This window comes from Citrobacter sp. Cpo030 (assembly GCF_030333005.1).
In the GTDB taxonomy this organism is placed as follows: Bacteria; Pseudomonadota; Gammaproteobacteria; order Enterobacterales; family Enterobacteriaceae; genus Citrobacter; species Citrobacter portucalensis.
The window spans coordinates 1-25,541 of record NZ_JAOWGT010000054.1 but is presented as its reverse complement, the minus strand read 5'-3'; the positions used below and the strand labels follow the sequence as shown (position 1 = coordinate 25,541).

Sequence of the window (25,541 nt, the reverse complement as noted above, 5' to 3'; positions counted from 1 at the left end):
TCGCCATCCGGCAACGCCCTGAATCTAACTTTCGATAATCACCGTGGCGCAGGCGTAGTGACGCTCATCGGCCAGCGTCACATGCATGTGCGCAACGCCGAGTTTTTCCGCCAGTTTTAACGCCTCTCCCCATAATCGCAGACGCGGCTTACCGAGTTCGTCGTTAAAGACTTCAAACTGATTAAACGCCAGCCCATTGCGAATACCCGTGCCAAAGGCTTTTGCTGCCGCCTCTTTGACTGCAAAACGCTTCGCCAGAAAACGCACCGGCTGCTGATGCGTTTCCCAGATTGCCCATTCGTTGTCGCTGAGCACACGTCTTGCCAGGCGGTCGCCGGAACGGGAGATCACCGCTTCGATGCGGGCAATCTCCACGATATCCGTACCTAATCCCAGAATCGCCATTAGCCACGCGCTTCCAGCATCAGGCGCTTCATTTCGACTACGGCCTCTTTCAGGCCGCTCATCACCGCACGTCCGATAATGGCATGGCCAATATTCAGCTCGTGCATTTCCGGGATCCGCGCGATAGCTTTAACGTTGTGATACGTCAGACCGTGACCCGCATTCACCTTCAGGCCAAGGCTTGCAGCAAAAGTCGCCGCTTTGGCGATACGCGCCAGTTCGCTGGCCTGTTCTGCGTCGGTTTTCGCATCGGCGTAACAGCCGGTGTGAATTTCAATAAACGGTGCACCAACTTCCGCAGCGGCCTTAATCTGCTCTTCATCGGCATCGATAAACAGCGAAACCAGAATGCCTGCGTCCGCCAGACGTTTGCAGGCATCGTGCATCTTGTCACGCTGGCCGGCGACGTCCAGCCCACCTTCAGTGGTAACTTCCTGACGTTTTTCCGGCACCAGGCAGCAAAAATGCGGCTTAGTCTCAACGGCAATCGCCAGCATCTCTTCAGTGACCGCCATTTCCAGATTCATGCGCGTATCCAGCGTCTGGCGCAGAATACGTACGTCACGGTCGGTGATATGGCGACGGTCTTCACGCAGGTGTACGGTAATACCGTCTGCGCCCGCCTGTTCAACGATAAACGCTGCCTGAACCGGGTCCGGATATGCGGTACCGCGTGCATTACGTAAAGTGGCAATGTGGTCAATGTTGACGCCTAACAGTAATTCGGCCATGACAATCCTCGTTTTTTATTTTCGCTTCGGCATAAACTGCCGGAATAATTCGCGGCTCTTTAAGGGCTTACCACCAAGATACGGCTTTAACGCCATGCGGGTAAAGCGTTTCGCAGCGCGAAGCGTATCAGCATCCGGAAATTCCCGCGATTCGAGTGCTTTCAGATGGCGTCCGGTAAAGGTGGCGTTATCAATCACTACGCTGGCGATAAACCCTTTTTCTTCCCGGTAGCGATAGGTCATGGTGTCGTCTACCGGCTCGCCGCTGCCTGCACAGTGGGTAAAATCGACGCCATACCCCAGATGACCAAGTAAGGCCAGCTCAAAGCGACGCAACGCAGGTTCTGGCGAACCCGTGGCGCCAGCCAGCGCCTGAATACAGTTCAGGTAATCGAAAAAGAGTGCAGAAAAGCGGGTTTCGTACTCGAGTACGCGCGAGATAAGCTCGTTAATATACAAGCCGCTGTACAGCGTGATTCCGCTAAGGGGGAGTGCCAGAGAAACGGCTTCGGCGCTGCGCAAGGTTTTGACCTCGCCACGTCCACCAAAGCGAAGCAACAACGGGGTAAAAGGCTGGAGTGCGCCTTTAAGATTGGAGCGTTTGGAACGTGCGCCTTTAGCCACCAGGCGCACGCGACCCGACTCTTCCGTGAAGACATCCAGCACGAGACTGGTTTCGCTCCAGGGGCGACTATGCAGGACAAAAGCGCGTTGCCATCCTTCCATATACTCGCCGTGTTTCAGAAGATGTGTTTAGACGTCGTCGCCGTAACCGAGGCTACGCAGCGCGCGTTCGTCATCGGCCCAGCCGGATTTCACTTTCACCCACAGTTCGAGGTGAACGGGCGCTTCGAACATCTCCTGCATGTCTTTACGCGCTTCGATGCCGATGGTTTTAATCTTGGCCCCTTTGTTGCCAATAACCATCTTCTTCTGCCCTTCACGTTCGACGAGGATCAGGCCGTTAATGTCGTAGCCGCCGCGTTCGTTAGAGATAAAACGCTCAATCTCCACGGTAACGGAGTACGGCAGTTCAGCCCCCAGAAAACGCATCAGCTTTTCACGGATGATTTCAGAGGCCATAAAGCGCTGAGAACGGTCGGTGATGTAATCTTCCGGGAAGTGATGAATAGCTTCCGGCAAATGCTTACGCACGATGCCCGCAACGGTATCGACATTCAAGCCGGTTTCGGCAGAAATCGGCACGATATCAAGGAAGTTCATCTGGCTTGCCAGGAACTGCAGGTGCGGCAGCAGATCGGCTTTTTCCTGAACGTTGTCGACTTTGTTGACGGCCAGAATAACCGGGGCTTTGCCATCACGCAGCTTGTTGAGCACCATTTCGTCGTCCGGCGTCCAGCGGGTGCCTTCGACAACGAAAATAACCAGTTCAACATCACCGATCGAGCTGCTCGCCGCTTTGTTCATCAGGCGGTTAATAGCCCGTTTTTCTTCCATATGCAGACCCGGGGTATCAACATAAATCGCCTGATACGCGCCTTCGGTATGGATGCCAACAATACGGTGACGTGTTGTCTGAGCCTTACGTGAGGTAATAGAAATCTTCTGCCCAAGCAGATTATTCAACAGGGTGGATTTGCCGACGTTCGGGCGACCGACGATAGCAATAAATCCGCAGTAGGTTTTCTCTTCGCTCATTCCAGCTCCAGTTTTTTCAACGCCTGTTCGGCGGCAGCCTGCTCAGCCTTACGACGGCTCGAACCTGTGCCAACCACCGGTTCACTCAGGCCGCTGACCTGGCAGTGGATAGTAAATTCTTGATCGTGCGCTTCACCACGGACCTGCACCACCAAATAAGACGGCAGAGGCAGGTGGCGACCCTGCAAATATTCCTGCAGGCGCGTTTTCGGATCTTTTTGTTTGTCGCCTGGGCTAATTTCATCCAGACGAGTTTGATACCAGTTCAGGATCAATTGCTCAACGGTTTGAATATCGCTGTCGAGGAAGACGCCGCCGATCAAAGCTTCAACGGTATCCGCCAGGATTGATTCACGACGGAAGCCGCCGCTTTTCAGCTCACCAGGCCCCAAACGTAAACATTCACCGAGGTCAAACTCACGGGCTAATTCTGCCAGCGTATTGCCGCGAACCAGCGTCGCGCGCATGCGGCTCATATCACCTTCATCCACACGCGGGAAACGGTGATACAGCGCATTAGCGATAACAAAGCTCAAAATAGAGTCGCCTAAAAATTCTAAACGCTCGTTATGTTTGCTGCTGGCGCTCCGGTGAGTTAATGCCTGCTGCAACAGCTCCTGATGATTAAAAGTGTAGCCCAGCTTCCGTTGAAGCCGATTAATTACGATGGGGTTCATGCGATACCAATAAATGAATGCGTCAACAATTCAGCACACGAAACAGACCTGATATACGCACTTCGCTGAGCCATCCGGCTTCGCCTGCATGCTTTTATATACAAACCAACGCTGTTTCGTGTGCCGTGGCAACCTGTCGGTGCCAACCTAAAACTTCGGGGGAATATTCTATACACAACGACAAGGGATGTCGTTAGTCTGCGGGAATTTATCCGAGAAATAATTCACGCTGCCGCCGTAATGACGACAACGTGAACAATTATCGGTGATTAGTGAATGCCACCAATACGGCTTAAACGCACACCGGTCGGCCATTCACCTTCTTGCTTATCGAAACTCATCCAGATAGCGGTCGCTTTACCCACCAGATTCGCTTCCGGTACAAATCCCCAGTAACGGCTGTCCGCGCTGTTATCACGGTTATCACCCATCATGAAGTAGTGTCCCGGCGGAACGATCCAGGTTGCCAACGGCTGACCAGGTTGACGGTAATACATCCCCACCTGATCCTGCGCAATCGGCACGGTCAGAATGCGGTGCGTAACCTTACCCAGCGTTTCTTTACGCTCAGAAAGGCGAATACCGTTCTCTTTCGTTTCGTTCAGCGGAACTTCAAAGAAGCCGCTGGTCGCTTCACCGCCGTTACGACGAGCAAAGGTCTGTACAAAATCACTTGGCTGAACATCAGAGTACGTTACCGGCAACGCGTTTTCACACGCCTGACCGGAACGGCATCCTGGCTGAATAGTCACCTCTTTCGCCACTGGATCGTACGTTACTTTGTCTCCCGGTAAACCGACAGCACGTTTAATGTAGTCCAGACGCGGGTCTTCCGGGTATTTAAACACCACGATATCACCGCGTTTCGGATGACCGGTTTCGATCAACGTTTTCTGGTAAATCGGATCTTTAATCCCGTAGGCGAATTTCTCCACCAGGATAAAGTCACCGATAAGCAGCGTCGGCATCATCGAACCTGACGGGATCTGGAATGGTTCATAGATAAATGAACGCACCACCAGCACAATCGCCAGTACCGGGAAAACGGACGCCCCGGTTTCCAGCCAGCCTGGCTTAGGTGCCACTTTTTTCAGCGTAGCTTTATCCAGTGAATCACCTGCAGCAGCTTGCGCTGCTGCCTGACGCTCCCGGCGCTTTGGCGCGAAGATGAATTTATCTACGCACCATAAAATGCCCGTCACCAGTGTGGCAATCACCAGAATCAGGGCAAACATGTTCGCCATGCCAACTCCTTAAGATTATTTGCTGTCTTTACCGACATGCAGAATGGCGAGGAACGCTTCCTGCGGCAGTTCGACGTTACCGATCTGCTTCATGCGCTTTTTACCCTCTTTCTGTTTTTGCAGCAGCTTTTTCTTACGGCTGATATCGCCACCGTAGCATTTCGCCAGAACGTTTTTACGCAGCTGCTTAACCGTTGAACGCGCGATGATGTGCGTACCAATGGCCGCCTGGATCGCGATATCAAACTGCTGGCGAGGGATCAGATCTTTCATCTTCTCAACCAGTTCACGGCCACGGCTCTGGGAGTTGTCACGGTGGGTAATCAGCGCCAGTGCATCGACACGTTCGTTGTTGATAAGGACATCAACACGCACCATGTCAGATGCCTGGAAGCGTTTGAAGTTATAGTCCAGCGACGCGTAGCCGCGAGAGGTCGACTTCAGACGGTCAAAGAAATCGAGTACGACTTCCGCCATCGGAATCTCATACGTCAGCGCCACCTGGTTACCGTGGTAAACCATATTGGTCTGGACGCCACGCTTCTCGATACACAGGGTGATGACATTGCCAAGGTAAGCCTGCGGCAGCAGCATGTGACACTCAGCGATCGGCTCACGCAGTTCGTAGATGTTGTTCAGCGGCGGCAGCTTGGACGGACTATCGACGTAGATAGTCTCTTTCGCCGTGGTTTCAACTTCGTAGACTACGGTCGGCGCGGTGGTGATCAGATCCAGATCGTATTCACGCTCCAGACGTTCCTGAATGATCTCCATGTGCAGCAGACCAAGGAAGCCACAACGGAAGCCGAAGCCTAGCGCGGTAGAGCTTTCCGGCTCGTAGAACAGGGAGGCGTCGTTCAGGCTCAGCTTGCCAAGCGCGTCACGGAAGTTTTCATAGTCGTCAGAGCTCACCGGGAACAGACCGGCGTAAACCTGCGGCTTCACTTTTTTAAAGCCTGGCAGCGGTTTGTCTGCCGGGTTACGCGCCTGCGTCAGGGTATCACCAACCGGTGCGCCGAGGATGTCTTTAATCGCACAAACCAACCAACCTACCTCGCCGCATTTCAGCTCGGTACGGTCAACTTGTTTTGGCGTGAAGATACCCAGACGGTCGGCGTTATAGACCTGACCGGTGCTCATCACTTTAATTTTGTCGCCTTTACGCATGGTGCCGTTTTTAATACGCACCAGTGACACCACGCCAAGGTAGTTATCGAACCAGGAGTCGATAATCAGCGCCTGTAAGGGGCCTTCCGGATCGCCTTCCGGCGGCGGAATGTCGCGTACCAGACGTTCAAGAACGTCAGTGACGCCAACGCCGGTTTTCGCCGAGCAGCGAACGGCATCCGTCGCATCAATACCGACGATATCTTCGATCTCTTCCGCTACGCGTTCAGGATCGGCGGCTGGCAGGTCAATTTTGTTCAGTACCGGTACTACTTCCAGATCCATTTCCATGGCGGTATAGCAGTTAGCCAGGGTCTGCGCTTCAACGCCCTGTCCGGCATCAACCACCAGCAATGCGCCTTCACAGGCAGCAAGCGAGCGGGAAACTTCATACGAGAAGTCAACGTGGCCCGGGGTGTCGATAAAGTTAAGCTGATAGGTTTCACCATCAGATGCTTTGAAATCGAGCGTCACGCTCTGCGCTTTGATAGTAATACCGCGCTCACGCTCAAGATCCATCGAGTCGAGAACCTGCGCTTCCATTTCACGGTCAGACAGGCCACCGCAGATCTGGATAATACGGTCAGACAGCGTCGATTTACCGTGGTCGATGTGAGCTATGATTGAAAAGTTACGTATGTTCTTCATATAGTGTAATTATTGTGCCTTACGCCCGCCGGAGCAGGCTCTGAGAAGTCGCTGATCTGAGCTTAACGTCTGTTTAAGTGAAACGCCGCATTCTACACTACAACGCTGAGGCGAGGAAACGTTCATAGAGCAAGGATAGCGGGAACTGGAAACAACCTTGCAAAGTCGGTGAAACTTTTGCCGGATGGCGTCATAAACGCCTTATCCGGCCTACGCTTGCATCTGAGCACGCTGTAGGCCTGATAAGCGCAACGCCATCAGGCAAAGATATCACTGCTGAGTTTCGACGCGAATAAGATCGGGTGGGAGAGCAACGTTCAGAATGACCGGCTGCCAGGCTTCGCGTTCAGCAAGCTTACGAGAGTATCCACGAGCAATCAGGAATCCGCCCACGCCCCCCAGCACTGCGCCGCTTAATGCGGCAAGATCGGAACCAAACAGCACCTGGAACAGCGCAGCGAAAAGAAACAGTCCTGCCAACGGAGACATGTAGACCAGCATCGCCGATCCCAGCAGGCTACCTTCGGCAATGCCCAGTTCAACTTTTTGACCTGGGGTCAAGGGTTCGTCGCAGGGCACCACGATGGTGTGTGTGGTCTGTGGCCCCAGTTTGTTCAGCACGCGGCTCCCGCATCCGGCCCGGGAAGCACAGCTGCTACATGATGCTTTAACATCGCAGCTGACCGTCGCCAGACCATTTTGCCAGGAGACGACCGTCGCCCACTCTTTAATCATTGTGCTGCCCTGAACTTGATATTGTCCGCGATACGCTTCGCCGTTTGCGGTGGAAGCTCGCCCACAATCGTAATCTCCGCGTTATCACGCACGCTGGTGCTGACCGTTCTGCGGCCAGTACGCAGCAGTTGATCGGCACTGTTCTGCGTCGCACGGTTTACGTTCACGGAGAAACTAAACAGGCCATCAGAATAAAGGCGTGATTCAATCGGCATGTTATCCATCGTCGGCAGCGGACGTCGACTGCTTGAGACCTCACTGAAACCTTGTGGCAACCACGACGGACTCCAGTTGAAGTTGGTTTTCTCGCCCGCAGGAACCGACAGCAACGGTGGTAAATTCGCTTTTGCTAGTGTCTGCATGCTGTCGCTAACACCGTTATTCACGGTAAAGGAGATCACACGGAACTGTTCCAGCGTTTCGCCATCACGATCGAGGAGATCGACACGCATCGGCAGTTTGGTCTCCGTGTCCATCCAAACGATATAGCTGTAACGGGTGCCGTCACGCGCCACAACGCGGATCACTTCACAGAGGCGATCGGCAATACGGGTGCGGCCTACTGAGATAAAATCATAGTAGGGAGCAAGGCGTTTGAAATCGGTGTAAATCAGGGATGGCAGAGAGTCAACGATATAATCGCCATTCAGCGTAAACGGTTCGAGGCCAGGCTCAAAATAGCTAATTTCGTTGCCGCGTTGCACCACTTCCCGGCGTGGTCCATCCATTTGTAACAGTTGCGCGAGTGGACGGTTATCCTGGCGGGCATGACGATAACGTAGGGATTCAACACCCTGCTTATTGATGCTGACAAATGACAGCTCATAGGTTAGCGACTGGCTGGCCAGATTCATCTGCTGCAACAACGCCCCGGACGCAGGATTGGCCGAGGCGTTTACAGAGAAGAACAGGCTACCAGCCACAAGTGACATGGCAAACCAAAGTTGCTTCATTACTGCGATTGCGTTCCTAAAGTTTGAATTCCTGGCACCTGAACAGCGGCTTGCTGTGTTTGCGCCTGCTCAAACTGAAGCTGTTCAGAGTGCAGTCGACGTTGCAATTCGTAATCCTGCAACATGGCATTAATACGACGACGCTGCTCCTGTACCTGCTGTTGTTGACCGCCGCTGGCCGTCGCGTCAGAAGGTACACCCAAGCTAACCGGACTGGCTTTACCCATCATCGGTAATGTATTAAACACCGGCGTTTCGGGCTGCTGGGACGTTTCAGATTGCCCATTATAGTGCTGGACGCCAACGATAACTGCAAGTGATACGCACGCGGCCACACCCATTTGGGTAAGCTGCGCGGCCCACGGACGCATTTTTTTCCAGAATGGCATTTTCTGCCACTGGTGCGGTGCTGGCTGGGCCTCAGGAATCAATGGCGCCGTCTGACGTACTGGCTCATCCTGGATGGCGGCCATTACGCGGGCGGAAATATCGAAATGGAGAACGTCGGCGGTATCACCTCGCATGGAATCGCGAATCAGGTGATAACTCTCCCAGGTTTTTTGCATTTCCGGGTCGTGAGTTAGCTCTTTGAGTAACTCAGTATCCAGCGTTTCGCCATCCATTAAAGCGGAAAGTTTCTCTTTCTGCATGCCTAATACCTTTTCCAGTATCCCGCTATCGTCAACGCCTGATAAGCGGTTGAACTTTATTATCAATAGCTTCCCTCGCTCGGAAGATACGTGAACGCACCGTACCTACCGGACAATCCATGATAGCGGCTATCTCTTCATAGCTCAGGCCATCCAGCTCCCGCAAGGTTATTGCCATGCGTAAATCTTCCGGGAGGGACTCAATAGTTCGGAAAACTATCTGTCTCAGCTCTTCTGACAACATTAAGTTCTCAGGGTTCGAAATTTCTTTCAGCGCACCGCCACTTTCGTAATTTTCTGCTTCAATCGCATCAATGTCACTGGAAGGTGGACGACGCCCCTGAGCGACCAGGTAATTCTTCGCTGTATTGACTGCAATACGATACAGCCAGGTATAAAAAGCACTATCTCCCCGGAACGAGTCCAGCGCACGATAGGCTTTGATAAATGCTTCTTGTACTACATCGGGTACATCACCCGACGGTACATAGCGAGAAACCAGACTCGCCACCTTATGCTGATAGCGCACTACCAGTAGGTTAAAGGCTTTCTGATCTCCCTTCTGGACCCGTTCTACCAGGACCTGGTCCGTTAACTGCTCGCTCATCCGAGGTAAAGTCTCCCCAAACCAAATTTCCACGCGCTTTCGAAACGCCACTCCATCAGCTTCACTATGAGCAAGCAAATGCTTAGAGTGCTCAAGTTTCGTAAAGTTCCGTTACGCATTGTTTTTTGTTTGTCATGTTGTAGACAGGTCTTATCTCTCATTATAAGTCTACATAACCCGATCAACGCACTATCTGTACAGAAATGCCCATTTCACCGCTTGCAGAGTAACCCAACGGGCACTTTATTTCATCACATAATCTGATGCTAACGGCCTGCTTCACAAAATATTTTTGCCTATTTCGTCCTCGTCATGCTTTTCTTTCATGTTTAGTCATTGCAACACATTTAAAAATAAAACGTGCAGTATCGCGCAATGTGGTGCTATGGTGACCAAACACTGTTTAGTAAATTAAACAAACATCATGAATACGACTCCTGAATTATCCTGTGACGTGCTGATCATTGGCAGCGGGGCTGCCGGACTCTCACTGGCGCTGCGCCTGGCTGAAAAACATCAGGTTATTGTCCTGAGCAAAGGGCCGGTCAGCGAAGGCTCGACATTTTATGCCCAGGGGGGTATTGCCGCGGTTTTCGATGAAACCGACAGTATCGACTCCCACGTTGAAGATACGCTGATTGCCGGGGCCGGGCTGTGCGATCGCCATGCGGTTGAATTTGTCGCCAGCAATGCCCGCACCTGCGTTCAATGGATTATCGATCAGGGCGTCTTATTCGATACACAGGTTCAGCCTAACGGCGAAGAGAGCTATCACCTGACCCGTGAAGGCGGTCACAGCCATCGACGCATCCTGCACGCTGCGGATGCTACCGGCAAAGAAGTCGAAACCACCCTCGTCAGCCAGGCACAAAATCACCCCAATATCCGGGTTCTTGAGCGTAGCAACGCCGTCGACCTGATTGTCTCCGATAAAATCGGTCTGCCGGGAACGCGTCGGGTTGTCGGCGCATGGATCTGGAATCGTAATAAAGAAGCCGTCGAAACCTGCCATGCGAAGTCGGTAGTGTTGGCCACCGGCGGCGCATCAAAGGTGTATCAATACACTACCAATCCGGATATTTCCTCGGGTGACGGGATTGCAATGGCCTGGCGCGCAGGATGCCGCGTCGCCAACCTGGAGTTTAACCAGTTTCACCCGACTGCGCTGTATCATCCGCAGGCACGCAATTTTCTGCTAACCGAAGCGCTGCGCGGCGAAGGCGCGCACCTGAAGCGCCCGGACGGTTCACGCTTTATGCCCGATTTTGACGAACGTGGCGAACTGGCTCCCCGCGATATTGTCGCCCGCGCCATTGATCATGAAATGAAGCGCCTTGGTGCAGATTGCATGTTCCTCGATATCAGCCATAAGCCGGAAGAATTTGTTCGTCAGCATTTCCCGATGATTTATGAAAAGTTGCTGGGACTGGGCATTGATTTAACCAAAGAGCCGGTTCCCATCGTGCCTGCCGCGCACTATACCTGCGGCGGTGTGATGGTGGATGACTTTGGCCGTACCGATGTCGACGGGCTGTATGCGATCGGCGAAGTGAGTTACACCGGCCTGCATGGCGCCAACCGGATGGCATCGAACTCATTGCTGGAGTGTCTGGTTTATGGCTGGTCCGCAGCTGAAGATATCGACAGGCGCATGCCTTATGCTCGCGGCGTTAGCACGCTCCCGGGCTGGGATGAAAGCCGGGTAGAAAATCCGGATGAGTTGGTTGTTATCCAGCATAACTGGCATGAGCTGCGGCTGTTTATGTGGGATTACGTCGGTATTGTGCGTACGACCAAGCGCCTGGAGCGCGCTCTGCGCCGTATCACCATGCTGCAACAGGAAATCGACGAGTATTACGCCCATTTCCGCGTGTCGAACAATTTGCTGGAACTGCGTAACCTGGTGCAGGTTGCCGAGTTGATTGTCCGCTGCGCAATGATGCGCAAAGAGAGTCGGGGCCTGCACTACACGCTGGATTACCCAGAGCAGCTTCCAGAAGCCGGCCCGTCCATTCTCTCGCCGCTATGTCATCACATAAACAGGTAAAACGCCTGGGTCAGCGCCGTGTAACCTTCAGAGTAACGTTGGTCTGGCCCACGAATCACCAGTCTGTCGCTAAAGCACTCCCCGGCCTGCGGGGAGAATGCCAGCAATACCCGATGCGGTAGTCGGGCTTCCGTTTCTGCTACATCCGTACGTAATCGCAGATGCCAGCCCATACTTAATGCCTGCTGGGTAAACGCGTTCCCAATCTGTTCCGGCAGCACGACACAAAAAAATCCTTCTTCCGTAATGCTGTCCGCCGCCAGCGTAAGCAACGCCTGGTGATCGAGCGAGGTGGTATAACGCGCTTGCTCACGCTGCGGTGTAGCGCATTCCACGCCCTGTTCATAATAGGGAGGATTGCTGATTATCAAATCAAAACGCACGGTCTGACGCGGTACCCACTGTTGCGCATCTTCTATATGAACACTCACGCGATGCATCCACGGAGATTGCGCGATGTTCTCCTGCGCCTGCTGCGCGGCGTCGACATCAAGCTCCACGGCGTCAATGATGACGTTTTCATCAGTGCGCTGGGCCAGCATCAGCGCCAACAGGCCGCTCCCGGTACCAATATCCAGGATCCTTTTTACGCCCGCAACGGGGGCCCAGGCTCCCAATAAAATGCCGTCTGTTCCGACTTTCATTGCACAGCGATCGTGTGCCACAAAAAACTGCTTAAAAGTAAATCCATTACGTCTCAGTACGGATGTAGACTGGGGCATGAAGAACAACCTTCCTGGAAAAAAAACGATAACATAGGATAAAAACAATACCTGAGAAGGTATATCCATACAAACAGATGAAGATTGCAGCCGTAACGTCTATAATCAGCGCCCCACTCAGAGGTAGAACATGACTGTAACGACTTTTTCCGAACTTGAACTCGATGAAAGCCTTCTGGATGCCCTCCAGGAAAAAGGTTTCACTCGCCCGACCGCCATTCAGGCTGCCGCCATTCCGCCTGCGCTCGATGGCCGTGATGTACTCGGTTCTGCGCCGACAGGCACCGGTAAAACGGCGGCATATTTGCTGCCAGCGTTGCAGCACCTGCTCGACTTCCCGCGCAAGAAATCTGGTCCGCCGCGCATTTTAATCCTGACACCAACGCGCGAACTGGCGATGCAGGTTGCCGAACACGCCCGTGAGCTGGCGAAGAATACGCATCTGGATATCGCTACGATTACCGGCGGCGTGGCTTACATGAACCACATGGAAGTCTTTAGCGAAAACCAGGACATCGTGGTCGCCACCACGGGTCGTCTGCTGCAATACATTAAAGAAGAAAACTTCGACTGCCATGCGGTTGAAACGCTAATTCTCGATGAAGCAGACCGTATGCTGGACATGGGCTTTGCCCAGGACATCGAGCATATCGCCGGTGAAACACGCTGGCGTAAGCAAACCATGCTGTTTTCCGCCACGCTGGAAGGCGATGCGATTAAGGATTTTGCCGAGCGTCTGTTGGAAGACCCGGTCGAAGTCTCAGCGGATCCGTCCACCCGCGAACGCAAGAAGATCCATCAGTTTTACTACCGTGCCGATGACATCGAGCACAAAACTGCCATGCTGATCCACCTGTTAAAACAGCCGGAAGCGACCCGCTCGATTGTCTTCGTACGCAAACGTGAGCGTGTACACGAACTGGCAGGCTGGCTGCGCCAGGCGGGCATTAATAACTGCTATCTCGAAGGCGAGATGGTGCAGAACAAACGTAACGAAGCGATCAAACGCCTGACCGATGGCCGCGTGAACGTGCTGGTAGCAACCGACGTCGCCGCTCGCGGGATTGATATTCCGGACGTCAGCCACGTGTTTAACTTCGACATGCCGCGCAGTGGCGATGCCTATCTGCACCGTATTGGCCGTACCGGTCGTGCTGGCCGTAAAGGCACTGCGATCTCTTTGGTTGAAGCGCACGACCACCTGCTGCTCGGCAAAGCGAGCCGCTATATTGACGAACCGCTGAAAGCTCGCGTCATTGACGAACTGCGTCCAACCACGCGCGCGCCAAGTGAGAAATCTAACGGTAAGCCATCCAAGAAAGTGCTGGCGAAGCGCGCTGAGAAAAAGGCGAAAGAGAAAGAGAAGCCGCGGGTGAAAAAACGTCACCGTGACGCCAAAAATATCGGCAAACGTCGTAAGCCGAGCGGAGCTGCTACCCAGCAGTCCGACAAAGAGTAAACCGAATGCCGGGCCATTTAGCCCGGCATTTTTTCACGTGATGCAAAACTCTCTTCAATACACTCAAGAAACACCCGCATCGCCGGGCTAACGACTTTTCCGGCATGATAACCACACAATGCCGTAATTAACTCAGGTTGTTCACTGAACGGTAATTCAATCAACTCCCCTGAACGTAACTCCTTCTCGACGGCAAAATGCGGCAAAAAGCTGATCCCAAGATTTGCCGATACGCACTGCTTAATGCTTTCAATGCTCCATAACTCAATGGTATTTTCCAGCGTAATCTGTCGTTTACGCAGTAGCCCCTCGAAGCGTTGTCTGAAAATACATTGCGGCTCATTAATGATAAAACTGCAGGGAATGTGCTGGTTATGCTGAGTAAAATCAACGTGCTGAAGCAGTGGCGAAGCAACTAATGCCAGTGACTGATCGCCAAGCGGTATCAACTCCAGGGCATCGTCATTACCCACCCGATAAAACACCCCCAGATCAACATCATCACTGAGCAACGCATCGCGAATGACATAACAATTGAGCGACTGTAAAGACAACCGCACATGAGGCGCACGTTGTTTAAATCGCTGTAAAACCTGCGGCATTTTATACGCCAGCAGCGTTTCGCCTGTTGCGACACGTAGATCGCCGCTCGGCTGCGCATCCTGATGTGCCGACTGTCGAATCGATGCCATCACGCGCGTCAGGTCATGGATATGCGGCATCAGCCGTTTTCCCTCACTGGTGAGACACATCCGGCGACCAATTTTTTCAAACAACTGCACCGAAAGCTCTTGCTCAAGCTGTTGAATATGAAAGGTAACCGTTGACTGCGTACAGCACAGTTTTTGTGATGCCCGCAGAAATGATCCCTCTTCCACCACCGTTTTTAGCGTAATAAACCGACGTAAATCCATCCGCACCAACCCATCGAAAATATCGAATTCAGAATGCAAAAACATTCATTTTTTTTAATGTTTTGCCTCGGGTACTGTCTATCAAAACAGAGGAGATAACAAGTGACCCCCATGCTTTTAAGTGCATTCTGGACCTATACATTGATTACCGCGCTAACCCCCGGACCAAACAACATCCTTGCGCTCAGTGCCGCGACGTCACACGGTTTTCGTCAGAGTACACACGTACTGGCCGGAATGAGTCTGGGCTTTTTAATCGTCATGATGATGTGCGCCGGGATTTCATTTTCACTGGCGGTCATGGATCCAGCCATCATCCACTGGCTTAGTTGGGCTGGGGCCGCTTATATCCTGTGGCTGGCGCTGAAGATCGCTACCAGCCCGACCTCGAACGATAGATTGCAGTCAGAGCCGATTAGCTTCTGGGCAAGTTTTGGCTTGCAGTTTGTTAACGTGAAAATCATTTTGTACGGCATTACCGCGTTATCCACGTTTGTATTACCGTACACTCAGGACGCCCACTGGCTGATTGGGGTGAGTATTCTGTTAGCGCTGATAGGCACCTTCGGGAATGCCTGCTGGGCGCTGGCGGGCCATCTTTTTCAGCGCGTTTTTCGCCGTTACGGTCGACAGTTGAATATCATTCTGGCGCTGTTGTTGGTGTATTGCGCGGTGAGGATCTTTTACTAACAGATGCAAAAAAGCGGAAGACGCACTGGCATCTTCCGCTTTTTGATTCTCTGCTAAACGGGGTTATTCCCCGTGAGCCTTACAGGCTCTCAGTAAAGGTACGAGCAATAACGTCGCGCTGCTGTTCTGGGGTCAGAGAGTTGAAACGCACTGCATAACCAGAAACACGGATGGTCAGCTGCGGATATTTTTCCGGATGCTTAACTGCATCTTCCAGCGTTTCGCGACGCAGAACGTTCACGTTCAGGTGCTGACCACCTTCCACGCGGACTTCCGGCTGTACGTCTACCGGTACTTCACGGTATTCGATTTCGCCCAGTTTGCTGACTGCAACGACTTCATCAGCATTGAAACCTGCTTTCGCAACGATGCAGCGTGCTTCGCCTTTTTCGCTGTCCAGCAGCCAGAAAGAGTTCAGCAGGTCGTCGTTTGCAGCTTTAGTAATCTGGATACCTGTAATCATTTGATGCCTCCCCGGCAAAATTATTTGATCTCGGTTGGCCGTCATCCGGCCAATTGGTAAAACCATTGTTGCTTGAGTGTATATATACCCCTCACACACCCTTGAATCTTTGATTTAAATCAATAAAAACCACACATGAAAAGTGGTGATAGGTGGATTTTATTGTTTTACATCAACTTACGCCATATGCGCAGCTAAACTTTTTACATAAATTTTCAACTATCTTTAAGGGGTAGACCATTGAGAAACGTACAGAATTTTGCGACGCCGAAAGAAGCAGTTAAGCTAGGGGGATTGAAAATTCGCAGGAGAGCGAGATGGCCACCGAATTAACCTGGCACGATGTGCTGGCTGAAGAGAAACAGCAGCCTTATTTTGTTAACACACTGCATACTGTTGCCGGTGAGCGTCAGTCAGGAATGACAATTTATCCGCCGCAAAAAGATGTGTTTAACGCTTTTCGCTTTACCGAGCTTGGTGACGTGAAAGTTGTCATCCTGGGTCAGGATCCTTACCACGGTCCAGGCCAGGCACACGGTCTCGCGTTCTCTGTCCGCCCCGGCATTGCCACTCCACCCTCATTGCTGAACATGTACAAAGAGCTGGAGGCAACGATTCCAGGCTTCACGCGCCCAACACACGGATATCTGGAAAGCTGGGCACGTCAGGGGGTACTGTTACTCAACACCGTACTCACCGTCCGCGCCGGTCAGGCACATTCTCACGCCAGCCTTGGGTGGGAAACATTTACCGATAAAGTCATCAGTCTGATTAACCAACATCGGGAAGGCGTGGTTTTCCTGCTCTGGGGTTCTCACGCACAGAAGAAAGGCGCGATTATTGATACGCAGCGTCACCATGTGTTGAAAGCGCCCCACCCATCACCGCTCTCTGCGCATCGCGGTTTCTTTGGCTGCAATCACTTTGTACTGGCGAATGAATGGCTGGAACAACGAGGTGAAAAGCCAATTGACTGGATGCCGATATTACCCGTAGAAAGCGAGTAAAAAAATGCCAGCGATTCGCTGGCATTTTTATTATCAGGCTTTGTTCTGACGCCACCACTCCGCGAGCAGCACGCCTGTTGCCACAGAAACGTTGAGCGTTTCTACCTTGCCAGTGCCGTCAATCGCTATGCACAAATCGTCGGCTGAGCATGCTGCTTCTGGCAGAGCTTCACGCTCACGCCCTAATACCAGCACCATTTTTTCCGGCAGGGTGGTAGTAAACAGCGGTTTGCCTTTCCCGCTTGAGGTCATCACAACCGTGTAACCCGCCTGGCGGAAGTCGTCCAGCACATCAACAATGCTGTCGCCGGTAATCGGCTGAACGTGCTCAGCTCCGCCTTCAGCTGTACGGATGGCCGCACCTGATTCCAGCAGCGCCGCATCCTGCACCACTACGCCTTTCACACCGAAGTGCGCGCAGCTACGCATCATGCCGCCCAGGTTATGGGGGTTAGCGATATCTTCCAGTGCCAGCACGCAATCCTGCGCCCCTGCCTGACCAACCCATTGCTTAACGGTAGTACCGTTACGTTTTTTGATCAGGAAACAGACGCCGCCATGGTGTTCGGTGCCAGAGGCTTTCGCCAGCTCGGCTTCGTCAACCACGTGATAGGCTTTGCGGTTTGCCGCCATCCAGCGTAATGCTTCTTTAAAGCGCGGGGTTACGCTCTGAACAAACCAGGCGCGAACGATGGCGTCCGGGCGACTCTGGAACAGAGCCTGGCAGGCATTCTCACCGTAAACGCGGGTTTCTTCCGCGCGCTGACGGCGTAATACTTCGGGATCGATAAAGCTCTTACCGCTAATACCGCCGTGATCGGCTTTATCCGCTGCGTCATCATTCGGTGCGCGGGACACGGTACGCCACGGTGAATCTTCACGTCTGCGGTCACGTTCTACATCGCGGTCACGACCACGTTCACGACCGCGTTCGCTGTTCGGACCCTTTCGGTCATCACGGGCAGGGCGACGACCGCCTTCGGCTCGGGAAGTACCGGGGCGACCACCGCCTTTGCCAGTACGTGGATTTTGGGTGCGTTTATCCGAGTCATCGTCACTGCGGACGTACATCACTTTGACCTTGCCGTTTTTGTTCTTCAGTTCGTCGCTCATGTTTTTCTCCACCTGCTCTGCGCGAAGCGCGCAGATTACCCGATGTGCACGTCGTTAGCCATTATTTCATTTAAAAGCTAAGGACTATTGTACTCATTGAATAAAACGCATTGTTGTTTAGAACAGACTCCCCGATAATATGTAACATAATAGAAACATACTGGCGTTCCTGCCGTGAAGTCCACTCCACTCATCCAGAGGTTAGTTATGAATACCGTTTGTACCAGCTGCCAGGCTATCAACCGCATCCCTGACAATCGTGTCCAGGAAGCGGCTAAATGCGGACGCTGTGGTCACGACCTGTTTGATGGGGAGGTGATCAATGCGACCGGTGAGACACTGGATAAACTGTTAAAAGACGATCTCCCGGTGGTCGTTGACTTTTGGGCCCCCTGGTGTGGTCCATGTCGTAACTTCGCCCCGATTTTTGAAGATGTCGCGGAAGAGCGTAGCGGTAAAGTGCGTTTTGTTAAAGTGAATACGGAAGCCGAGCGAGAACTCAGCGCCCGTTTCGGTATCCGCAGCATTCCGACCATTATGATTTTCAAAAAAGGGGAAATCGTCGACATGCTTAACGGCGCTGTACCAAAAGCCCCGTTTGATAGCTGGCTTAACGAATCATTATAATCTCTACGGGGCGCATCTTGTGCCCCGTTTTCACCTCTGCGACAATAGCGTTTTTCAACGTGTTTACCCATGACCGATAACGCTGTTCTTCAGTTACGCGCTGAGCGCCTCGCGCGCGCCACGCGTCCTTTCCTTGCCCGAGGTAATCGCGTTCGCCGATGTCAGCGCTGCCTGCTGCCGCAGAAACTCTGCTTGTGCGCAACGCTGGCACCCTCTGAGGCAAAAAGTCGCTTTTGTCTGGTGATGTTTGATACCGAGCCGATGAAGCCCAGCAACACGGGGCGTTTGATTGCTGATATTCTGCCCGATACCACGGCTTTTCAGTGGTCACGCACCGAGCCGCCGCAGGCGCTGCTGGAACTGGTGAAAAATCCGGATTACCAGCCGATGGTTGTATTCCCGGCCTCCTATGCGGGTGAAGAGCGTGAAGTGATTTTCACGCCACCAGCCGGTAAGCCCCCATTGTTTATCATGCTCGACGGCACCTGGCCTGAGGCGCGTAAAATGTTCCGCAAAAGCCCGTACCTCGATAACCTGCCGGTGATCTCCGTTGATTTATCACGCCTTTCTGCTTACCACCTGCGTGGCGTTCACGCTGAAGGGCAATATTGCACTGCCGAAGTGGCCATCGCCTTGTTGGATCTGGCGGGAGATACGCAAGCCGCTGAAGGGTTAAGCGATCATTTCACTCGCTTTAAAACCCGCTACCTGGCAGGAAAAACTCAACATCAGGGAAGCGTCACAGCAGATTCATCAGAAAACGTTTAAAATCATTCGGTCACTGGTGTCATTAAGGAAGCCGATATGAGTCAGCGTGGCCTGGAAGCACTACTGCGACCGAAATCCATTGCGGTGATTGGGGCGTCAATGAAGCCTAATCGCGCGGGTTACCTGATGATGCGTAACCTGCTTGCCGGCGGTTTCAATGGACCTGTTTTACCGGTGACGCCCGCATGGAAAGCGGTGTTGGGCGTACTGGCGTGGCCCAATATCAACAGCCTGCCTTTTAGCCCGGATCTCGCCGTGTTGTGCACCAATGCCAGCCGTAACCTGGCGTTACTCGAAGCGCTTGGCGAGAAAGGCTGTAAAACCTGCATTATTCTCTCAGCTCCCGCGGCGCAGCACGCAGAGCTACTGGCCTGCGCATCACGCTACAACATACGTTTGCTGGGCCCCAACAGCCTGGGACTTCTCGCGCCCTGGCAAGGACTTAACGCCAGCTTTTCCCCCGTTCCGATTAAGCGCGGCAAGCTGGCTTTTATCTCTCAATCCGCCGCCGTATCCAACACCATACTCGACTGGGCACAGCAGAGAGAAATGGGCTTTTCTTACTTTATCGCGCTGGGTGATAGCCTGGATATCGACGTTGATGAGCTGCTGGATTACCTGGCGCGCGACAGCAAAACCAGCGCGATATTGCTGTATCTCGAGCATTTAAGTGATGCCCGACGCTTTGTTTCCGCCGCCCGCAGCGCCTCGCGCAATAAACCTATTCTGGTGATTAAGAGCGGTCGTAGTCCAGCGGCGCAGCGTTTACTGCATACCAGCGCCGGGATGGACCCCGCGTGGGACGCCGCTATTCAGCGCGCCGGTTTACTACGCGTACAAGACACCCACGAGCTGTTCTCGGCGGTCGAAACCCTGAGCCACATGCGCCCGCTGCGTGGCGACAGGCTGATGATCATCAGCAATGGGGCCGCGCCTGCCGCACTGGCATTAGATGAACTGTGGTCAAAAAATGGCAAGTTGGCGACGTTGAGTGAAGACACCTGCCAGAAATTACGCGATGCCTTGCCTGAACATGTTGATATCGCCAACCCGCTGGATCTGCGTGATGACGCCAGCAGCGAACACTACGTTAAGACGCTGGATATTTTGCTTGCCAGCCAGGATTTCGACGCGTTGATGGTGATTCATTCCCCCAGCGCAGCCGCTCCCGGAACCGAAAGCGCACAGGCATTGATTGAAGCGGTAAAGCATCACCCCCGAGGAAAATTCGTCTCGTTACTGACCAACTGGTGCGGAGAGTTTTCCTCTCAGGAAGCCCGTAGACTGTTTAGTGAAGCCGGACTGCCCACCTACCGCACGCCGGAAGGTACCATCACCGCATTTATGCATATGGTGGAGTATCGGCGAAACCAGAAGCAGCTACGAGAAACGCCTGCGCTGCCTGACAGCCTGACCTCCAACACCGCCGAAGCGCATAATCTGTTACAGCGGGCGATTGCTGAAGGAGCCACATCGCTTGATACCCACGAAGTGCAGCCGATTTTACAGGCTTATGGCTTACACACGCTGCCAACGTGGATCGCCAGCGACAGCGCGGAAGCGGTACACATCGCGGAGCAAATCGGCTACCCGGTGGCGCTCAAGCTGCGTTCTCCTGATATCCCGCATAAGTCGGAAGTTCAAGGGGTAATGCTCTACCTGCGTACAGCAACAGAAGTGCAGCAGGCTGCCAATGCAATTTTCGATCGGGTAAAAATGGCCTGGCCGCAGGCACGCATTCACGGTTTATTAGTACAAAGTATGGCGAATCGCGCTGGTGCTCAGGAACTTCGCGTCGTCGTTGAACACGACCCGGTATTTGGCCCGTTGATTATGCTGGGTGAAGGTGGTGTTGAGTGGCGACCGGAAGATCAAGCCGTGGTGGCATTGCCGCCATTGAACATGAATCTGGCGCGTTATCTGGTGATCCAGGGGATCAAAAATAAAAAGATCCGCGCGCGCAGTGCACTGCGCCCATTGGATATCGCCGGGTTGAGCCAGCTTCTGGTGCAGGTCTCCAACCTGATCGTCGACTGTCCGGAAATTCAGCGTCTGGATATTCATCCGCTGCTGGCCTCGGCCGGAGAATTTACCGCGCTGGACGTTACGCTGGATATTGCCCCTTTCACGGGCGATAACGAAAGCAGACTGGCTGTACGTCCCTACCCTCATCAGCTTGAAGAGTGGGTGGAGTTGAAGAACGGCGAGCGCTGTCTGTTCCGCCCCATTTTGCCGGAGGATGAACCTCATCTTCAGCAGTTCATTTCTCAGGTGACAAAAGAAGATCTTTATTATCGCTATTTCAGTGAGATCAACGAATTTACCCACGAAGATTTAGCCAATATGACGCAGATCGACTACGATCGGGAAATGGCCTTTGTTGCGGTGCGTTGTAAAGATAATCACGAAGAGATCCTCGGCGTAACGCGAGCGATCTCGGATCCTGATAACGTAGACGCTGAGTTTGCCGTACTGGTTCGTTCCGATCTCAAAGGGCTTGGACTGGGTCGCCGATTGATGGAAAAATTAATTGCCTATACTCGAGATCACGGACTTATACGTTTGAATGGTATTACGATGCCGAACAATCGTGGGATGGTCGCCCTGGCCCGAAAACTCGGGTTTGTTGTTGACGTCCAGCTCGAAGAGGGAATTGTTGGGCTAACGCTTAATCTGGCCCAATGTGAGGAATCGTGAGTAAGGTACTGGAAATGTTGACCACATTAATGGGTACTGGTGGTATCATTGCCCGCTTATGTCGTCTGCATAGCACAGAGGACCCTTCAATGAACAGAGAAGAAATGCACTGTGATGTTGTCAAAATTTAAGCGTAATAAACATCAACAACACCTTGCCCAACTACCCAAGATTTCTCAGTCAGTTGATGATGTAGATTTCTTTTATGCTCCCGCTAATTTCAGGGAGACTCTGCTGGAAAAAATAGCCAGCGCGACGCGACGGATCTGCATTATTGCGCTGTACCTGGAACAGGATGACGGTGGTAAAGGCATACTTGACGCTCTCTATGCGGCAAAACGGCAGCGTCCTGAACTGGATGTCCGGGTGCTTGTCGACTGGCACCGAGCCCAGCGCGGTCGTATTGGGGCTGCGGCATCCAATACCAATGCTGACTGGTATTGCCGAATGGCGCAAGAAAACCCTGGTATCGATATTCCTGTCTATGGCGTTCCGATTAACACCCGTGAAGCGCTTGGCGTCCTGCATTTCAAAGGCTTTATCATTGATGACAGCGTCCTGTACAGCGGGGCTAGTCTGAACGATGTTTACCTGCATCAGCATGATAAATATCGCTATGACCGTTATCAGTTGATTCGCAACGCGCAAATGGCCGATATTATGTTCGATTGGGTGACGCAAAACCTGATGAACGGTCGCGGCGTTAACCGTCTTGATGATATCAACCGCCCTAAAAGCCCAGAAATTAAAAACGACATCCGCCTGTACCGTCAGGAACTGCGCGATGCATCATTCCATTTTCAGGGTGATGCTGATAACGAACAGCTTTCGGTTACGCCTCTGGTGGGTCTTGGGAAATCCAGTCTGTTAAATAAGACCATTTTCCATCTTATGCCCTGCGCGGAGCACAAGCTTACAATCTGTACCCCTTATTTCAACCTTCCCGCCATACTGGTGCGCAATATCATTCAACTGCTGCGTGAAGGGAAAAAGGTTGAAATCATTGTCGGTGATAAAACCGCCAACGACTTTTTCATCCCGGAAGATGAGCCATTCAAGATCATCGGTGCGCTGCCTTATCTGTATGAAATAAATCTGCGCCGTTTCCTGAGCAGATTGCAGTATTACGTGAATACCGACCAGTTGATCGTGCGCTTATGGAAAGATGATGACAATACCTATCATCTGAAAGGTATGTGGGTTGATGATAAATGGATGCTGCTCACCGGCAACAACCTTAACCCTCGCGCCTGGCGTCTGGATCTGGAAAACGCCATCCTTATCCACGATCCTAAGCAAGAGCTCACCCCTCAGCGCGATAAAGAGCTGGAGCTTATCCGTACGCATACTACCGTCGTTAAGCACTATCGCGACCTGCAAAGCATTGCTGACTATCCAGTCAAAGTGCGTAAACTCATCCGTCGACTGCGCCGTATTCGTATCGACAGATTAATTAGCCGTATTCTGTAATCAAGACCCCGTCCAGTGACGGGGTTTTTCATATGGAGGCAACGGTGCGCCTGTTCATTCTTATCAGTATCCTTGCCATTTCGGGCTGCAGCCATATGGCTAACGACCAGTGGAGCGGGCAAGACAAAGCTCAACACTTCATCGCCTCCGCCATGCTTGCCGCAGCCGGCAATGAATATGCCCAACATCAGGGCAACAGCCGCGATCGCAGTGCGGCTATCGGCCTGATGTTCTCAGTCAGCCTGGGTGCGTCAAAAGAGCTATGGGACAGCCGTCCCGCTGGGAGCGGCTGGAGCTGGAAGGACTTCGCCTGGGATGTTGCAGGCGCATCTACCGGCTATGCGGTCTGGCAACTGGCACATTACTAGAGGCGCAGACCTTTCCCCTTCCCATGCAGCATTAGCGATACTAAAAACGCAACGACTGCCAGCGCAGTGACGTACCAGAAGAATGTCGTCTCCATACCGACAGACTTCAGGGACAACGCGACATATTCGGCTGAACCGCCAAACAACGCATTGGCCACCGCATAAGATAATCCAACCCCCAGAGCGCGCACCTGCGCCGGGAACATTTCGGCCTTCAGAATACCGCTAATTGACGTATAGAAACTGACGATTAACAGAGCACACATCACCAGAGCAAACGCCATATACGGGGATGTTACGCTTTGCAATGCTGTCAGAATGGGAACAGTGAAAATCGCGGCCAACGCGCCAAAACACAGCATTGAAGTACGTCGGCCAATTTTATCAGACAAGGCGCCGAACAGCGGTTGTACCAGCATGAACACACACAGTGCCGCCGTCATAATCCCGCTGGCTACGTTGGCATGCATACCGGCTGTGTTAACCAGGTACTTCTGCATATAGGTTGTGAACGTGTAAAAACACAACGAACCCGCGGCGGTAAAACCAAGCACCATGACAAAAGCTTTGCGATTACGCCACAGACCTTTCAGAGAGCCCGCTTCTTTCAGCGCACGAACGTCCTGTTTCGAGGTTTCATCCAGTTGGCGACGCAGCCATAGCGCAACAATAGCCAGCACGGCGCCCAACGCAAATGGAATACGCCAACCCCATTCTCTGAGCGCTGAGTCTTCTAACGTGTGCTGTAATATGACCACAACCAGCAATGCCAGTAACTGTCCGCCGATTAACGTTACGTACTGGAATGAAGCATAAAAACCTTTCTTACCTTCAACGGCGACTTCACTCATATAGGTCGCGCTGGTTCCGTATTCACCACCGACAGATAACCCCTGGAATAGCCTGGCCAGCAGTAATAGCGCAGGCGCCCAGGTACCGATAGTTTCATATCCCGGTAGACAAGCGATCACCAACGATCCCATGCACATCATGCAAACGGACAGCAACATGGACTTTTTACGCCCGTGCTTATCTGCGATACGGCCAAACAGCCAGCCTCCAATTGGTCGCATCAAGAAGCCAGCGGCAAAAACGCCGGCGGTTTGTAAGAGTTGTGTGGTGGTATTTCCTGATGGAAAAAAGATATGAGCAAAATAAAGAGAGCAGAATGAATAGATATAGAAATCAAACCATTCGACCAGATTTCCTGATGATGCTCCGACAATCGCCCATATACGACGACGGGTATCGCCGTCTGACAGCGCCCCGTTCTCAGTTACACTACTATCAGCCATTAGAATTGTACCCCTGCCAACGATCGCGTGAATTTATCAATGATGGTTGTGTGTTTTTTAGTGAATAGAATGTTATGCAATTGTTATATATTATTGTGCGGTAAAGATCACGATTTTAATTAGCAAAGAAAGGATTCAGATATGTTCGAGGGAGAGATCCGTGTAGTAGATCGAGACAGTGTGCTTTTGTTGGTCGATTAAGGCTGTTACGTCGAATCCGGCAATGTACCGCCGCGTTGCCTGATGCGCTACGCTTATCAGGCCTACAAAATACGTTCAGCCCAGCCCCTGCAGGCCGGATAAGGCGGCACGCCGCATCCGGCGGTTTTCATCCCGCACAGACGAAAAAAAGCCCATCCGGCAGGATGGGCTTCTTCACTTTAATTAATGCCTGGCAGTTCCCTACTCTCGCATGGGGAGACCCC

Annotated in this window: 26 protein-coding genes; 9 read left to right on the top strand and 17 right to left on the bottom strand. The window is 52.6% G+C overall.

Features of this window, described 5'->3' with window-relative positions; genetic code table 11:
* Window positions 1–24 precede the first annotated feature (24 nt).
* The 12 genes from acpS to rseD form a co-directional block, all read right to left on the bottom strand.
* Complete coding sequence (gene acpS / locus OGY37_RS09435; protein ID WP_003037588.1) at window positions 25–405, bottom strand: holo-ACP synthase; 381 nt, start codon at window positions 403–405, stop codon at window positions 25–27.
* Window positions 405–1,136 carry a pyridoxine 5'-phosphate synthase gene (gene pdxJ / locus OGY37_RS09430; RefSeq protein WP_126317551.1) on the bottom strand — a complete coding sequence of 244 codons (732 nt, stop codon included), beginning with the start codon at window positions 1,134–1,136 and terminating at the stop codon, window positions 405–407. The genes acpS and pdxJ overlap by 1 nt, the downstream gene beginning before the upstream one ends.
* 15 nt (window positions 1,137–1,151) lie before the next feature.
* Window positions 1,152–1,862: a DNA repair protein RecO gene (gene recO / locus OGY37_RS09425; protein WP_008785495.1), complete on the bottom strand. Its 711-nt coding sequence runs from the start codon at window positions 1,860–1,862 to the stop codon at window positions 1,152–1,154.
* 27 nt (window positions 1,863–1,889) lie between these two features.
* Complete coding sequence (era, locus tag OGY37_RS09420; protein ID WP_003037581.1) at window positions 1,890–2,795, bottom strand: GTPase Era; 906 nt, start codon at window positions 2,793–2,795, stop codon at window positions 1,890–1,892.
* Window positions 2,792–3,472: a ribonuclease III gene (rnc, locus tag OGY37_RS09415; RefSeq protein WP_003037579.1), complete on the bottom strand. Its 681-nt coding sequence runs from the start codon at window positions 3,470–3,472 to the stop codon at window positions 2,792–2,794. Before rnc ends, era begins: the two co-directional genes overlap by 4 nt.
* A 269-nt stretch (window positions 3,473–3,741) precedes the next feature.
* Entirely contained in the window at window positions 3,742–4,716 is a 975-nt protein-coding gene (gene lepB, locus OGY37_RS09410) for a signal peptidase I (protein WP_286620652.1), read from the bottom strand.
* A gap of 15 nt (window positions 4,717–4,731) precedes the next feature.
* Window positions 4,732–6,531: a translation elongation factor 4 gene (gene lepA, locus OGY37_RS09405; protein ID WP_003037577.1), complete on the bottom strand. Its 1,800-nt coding sequence runs from the start codon at window positions 6,529–6,531 to the stop codon at window positions 4,732–4,734.
* Window positions 6,532–6,801: 270 nt separating this feature from the next.
* The gene (gene rseC, locus OGY37_RS09400) at window positions 6,802–7,266 is read right to left on the bottom strand and encodes a SoxR-reducing system protein RseC (protein WP_003037576.1); all 465 of its coding nucleotides are present in this window, start codon (window positions 7,264–7,266) and stop codon (window positions 6,802–6,804) included.
* Window positions 7,263–8,219 carry a sigma-E factor regulatory protein RseB gene (gene rseB / locus OGY37_RS09395; RefSeq protein ID WP_003835334.1) on the bottom strand — a complete coding sequence of 319 codons (957 nt, stop codon included), beginning with the start codon at window positions 8,217–8,219 and terminating at the stop codon, window positions 7,263–7,265. The genes rseC and rseB overlap by 4 nt, the downstream gene beginning before the upstream one ends.
* On the bottom strand, window positions 8,219–8,869 hold the full coding sequence (gene rseA, locus OGY37_RS09390) for an anti-sigma-E factor RseA (RefSeq protein WP_008785497.1): 651 nt from the start codon (window positions 8,867–8,869) through the stop codon (window positions 8,219–8,221). The genes rseB and rseA overlap by 1 nt, the downstream gene beginning before the upstream one ends.
* 31 nt (window positions 8,870–8,900) lie before the next feature.
* The gene (rpoE, locus tag OGY37_RS09385; RefSeq protein WP_003037573.1) at window positions 8,901–9,476 is read right to left on the bottom strand and encodes an RNA polymerase sigma factor RpoE; all 576 of its coding nucleotides are present in this window, start codon (window positions 9,474–9,476) and stop codon (window positions 8,901–8,903) included.
* A complete protein-coding gene (rseD, locus tag OGY37_RS09380; protein ID WP_122973798.1) occupies window positions 9,473–9,637 on the bottom strand; it encodes a rpoE leader peptide RseD in 165 nt (54 codons plus the stop codon). Before rseD ends, rpoE begins: the two co-directional genes overlap by 4 nt.
* A 263-nt stretch (window positions 9,638–9,900) precedes the next feature.
* Between rseD and nadB the strand changes: the two genes are divergently transcribed.
* Entirely contained in the window at window positions 9,901–11,523 is a 1,623-nt protein-coding gene (gene nadB, locus OGY37_RS09375) for an L-aspartate oxidase (RefSeq protein WP_286620650.1), read from the top strand.
* Here the strand turns inward: nadB and trmN are convergent.
* On the bottom strand, window positions 11,508–12,245 hold the full coding sequence (trmN, locus tag OGY37_RS09370; RefSeq protein WP_286547449.1) for a tRNA(1)(Val) (adenine(37)-N(6))-methyltransferase TrmN: 738 nt from the start codon (window positions 12,243–12,245) through the stop codon (window positions 11,508–11,510). The two genes, nadB and trmN, sit on opposite strands and share 16 nt — an antisense overlap.
* Window positions 12,246–12,375: 130 nt before the next feature.
* Between trmN and srmB the strand changes: the two genes are divergently transcribed.
* Window positions 12,376–13,704: an ATP-dependent RNA helicase SrmB gene (srmB, locus tag OGY37_RS09365; protein WP_003835340.1), complete on the top strand. Its 1,329-nt coding sequence runs from the start codon at window positions 12,376–12,378 to the stop codon at window positions 13,702–13,704.
* A 17-nt stretch (window positions 13,705–13,721) separates the two neighbouring features.
* On the opposite strand, the gene OGY37_RS09360 is transcribed toward srmB, so the two are convergent.
* Window positions 13,722–14,618 (bottom strand): LysR family transcriptional regulator, encoded by an 897-nt coding sequence (locus OGY37_RS09360; protein ID WP_126319767.1) that lies wholly within the window; start codon window positions 14,616–14,618, stop codon window positions 13,722–13,724.
* A 102-nt stretch (window positions 14,619–14,720) separates the two neighbouring features.
* On the opposite strand from OGY37_RS09360, the gene eamB reads away from it, so the two are divergent.
* Window positions 14,721–15,308, top strand: coding sequence for a cysteine/O-acetylserine transporter (gene eamB / locus OGY37_RS09355; protein ID WP_003835342.1), 588 nt, complete (start codon window positions 14,721–14,723; stop codon window positions 15,306–15,308).
* A gap of 79 nt (window positions 15,309–15,387) precedes the next feature.
* On the opposite strand, the gene grcA is transcribed toward eamB, so the two are convergent.
* A complete protein-coding gene (gene grcA, locus OGY37_RS09350; RefSeq protein ID WP_003037563.1) occupies window positions 15,388–15,771 on the bottom strand; it encodes an autonomous glycyl radical cofactor GrcA in 384 nt (127 codons plus the stop codon).
* 317 nt (window positions 15,772–16,088) lie between these two features.
* On the opposite strand from grcA, the gene ung reads away from it, so the two are divergent.
* On the top strand, window positions 16,089–16,778 hold the full coding sequence (ung, locus tag OGY37_RS09345; RefSeq protein ID WP_003835344.1) for a uracil-DNA glycosylase: 690 nt from the start codon (window positions 16,089–16,091) through the stop codon (window positions 16,776–16,778).
* 33 nt (window positions 16,779–16,811) lie between these two features.
* Here the strand turns inward: ung and OGY37_RS09340 are convergent, their stop codons facing one another.
* Window positions 16,812–17,891, bottom strand: a complete 1,080-nt coding sequence (locus OGY37_RS09340; protein WP_003835345.1) for a tRNA/rRNA methyltransferase — start codon at window positions 17,889–17,891, stop codon at window positions 16,812–16,814.
* Window positions 17,892–18,098: 207 nt separating this feature from the next.
* Here OGY37_RS09340 and trxC point away from each other — a divergent pair, with 207 nt between their 5' ends.
* The 5 genes from trxC (at window position 18,099) to OGY37_RS09310 (ending at window position 23,821) form a co-directional block, all read left to right on the top strand.
* Window positions 18,099–18,518, top strand: coding sequence for a thioredoxin TrxC (trxC, locus tag OGY37_RS09335; RefSeq protein WP_003835346.1), 420 nt, complete (start codon window positions 18,099–18,101; stop codon window positions 18,516–18,518).
* 69 nt (window positions 18,519–18,587) lie between these two features.
* The gene (gene tapT, locus OGY37_RS09330) at window positions 18,588–19,286 is read left to right on the top strand and encodes a tRNA-uridine aminocarboxypropyltransferase (RefSeq protein ID WP_003835347.1); all 699 of its coding nucleotides are present in this window, start codon (window positions 18,588–18,590) and stop codon (window positions 19,284–19,286) included.
* 36 nt (window positions 19,287–19,322) lie between these two features.
* Window positions 19,323–21,983 carry a bifunctional acetate--CoA ligase family protein/GNAT family N-acetyltransferase gene (locus OGY37_RS09325; protein WP_003835349.1) on the top strand — a complete coding sequence of 887 codons (2,661 nt, stop codon included), beginning with the start codon at window positions 19,323–19,325 and terminating at the stop codon, window positions 21,981–21,983.
* 114 nt (window positions 21,984–22,097) lie between these two features.
* A complete protein-coding gene (gene pssA, locus OGY37_RS09315; RefSeq protein WP_286547503.1) occupies window positions 22,098–23,453 on the top strand; it encodes a CDP-diacylglycerol--serine O-phosphatidyltransferase in 1,356 nt (451 codons plus the stop codon).
* A gap of 44 nt (window positions 23,454–23,497) precedes the next feature.
* Complete coding sequence (locus OGY37_RS09310; protein ID WP_003835351.1) at window positions 23,498–23,821, top strand: YfiM family lipoprotein; 324 nt, start codon at window positions 23,498–23,500, stop codon at window positions 23,819–23,821.
* Here the strand turns inward: OGY37_RS09310 and OGY37_RS09305 are convergent.
* Window positions 23,818–25,116, bottom strand: coding sequence for an MFS transporter (locus OGY37_RS09305; RefSeq protein ID WP_048225111.1), 1,299 nt, complete (start codon window positions 25,114–25,116; stop codon window positions 23,818–23,820). The genes OGY37_RS09310 and OGY37_RS09305 overlap by 4 nt on opposite strands.
* Window positions 25,117–25,541: the final 425 nt, after the last annotated feature.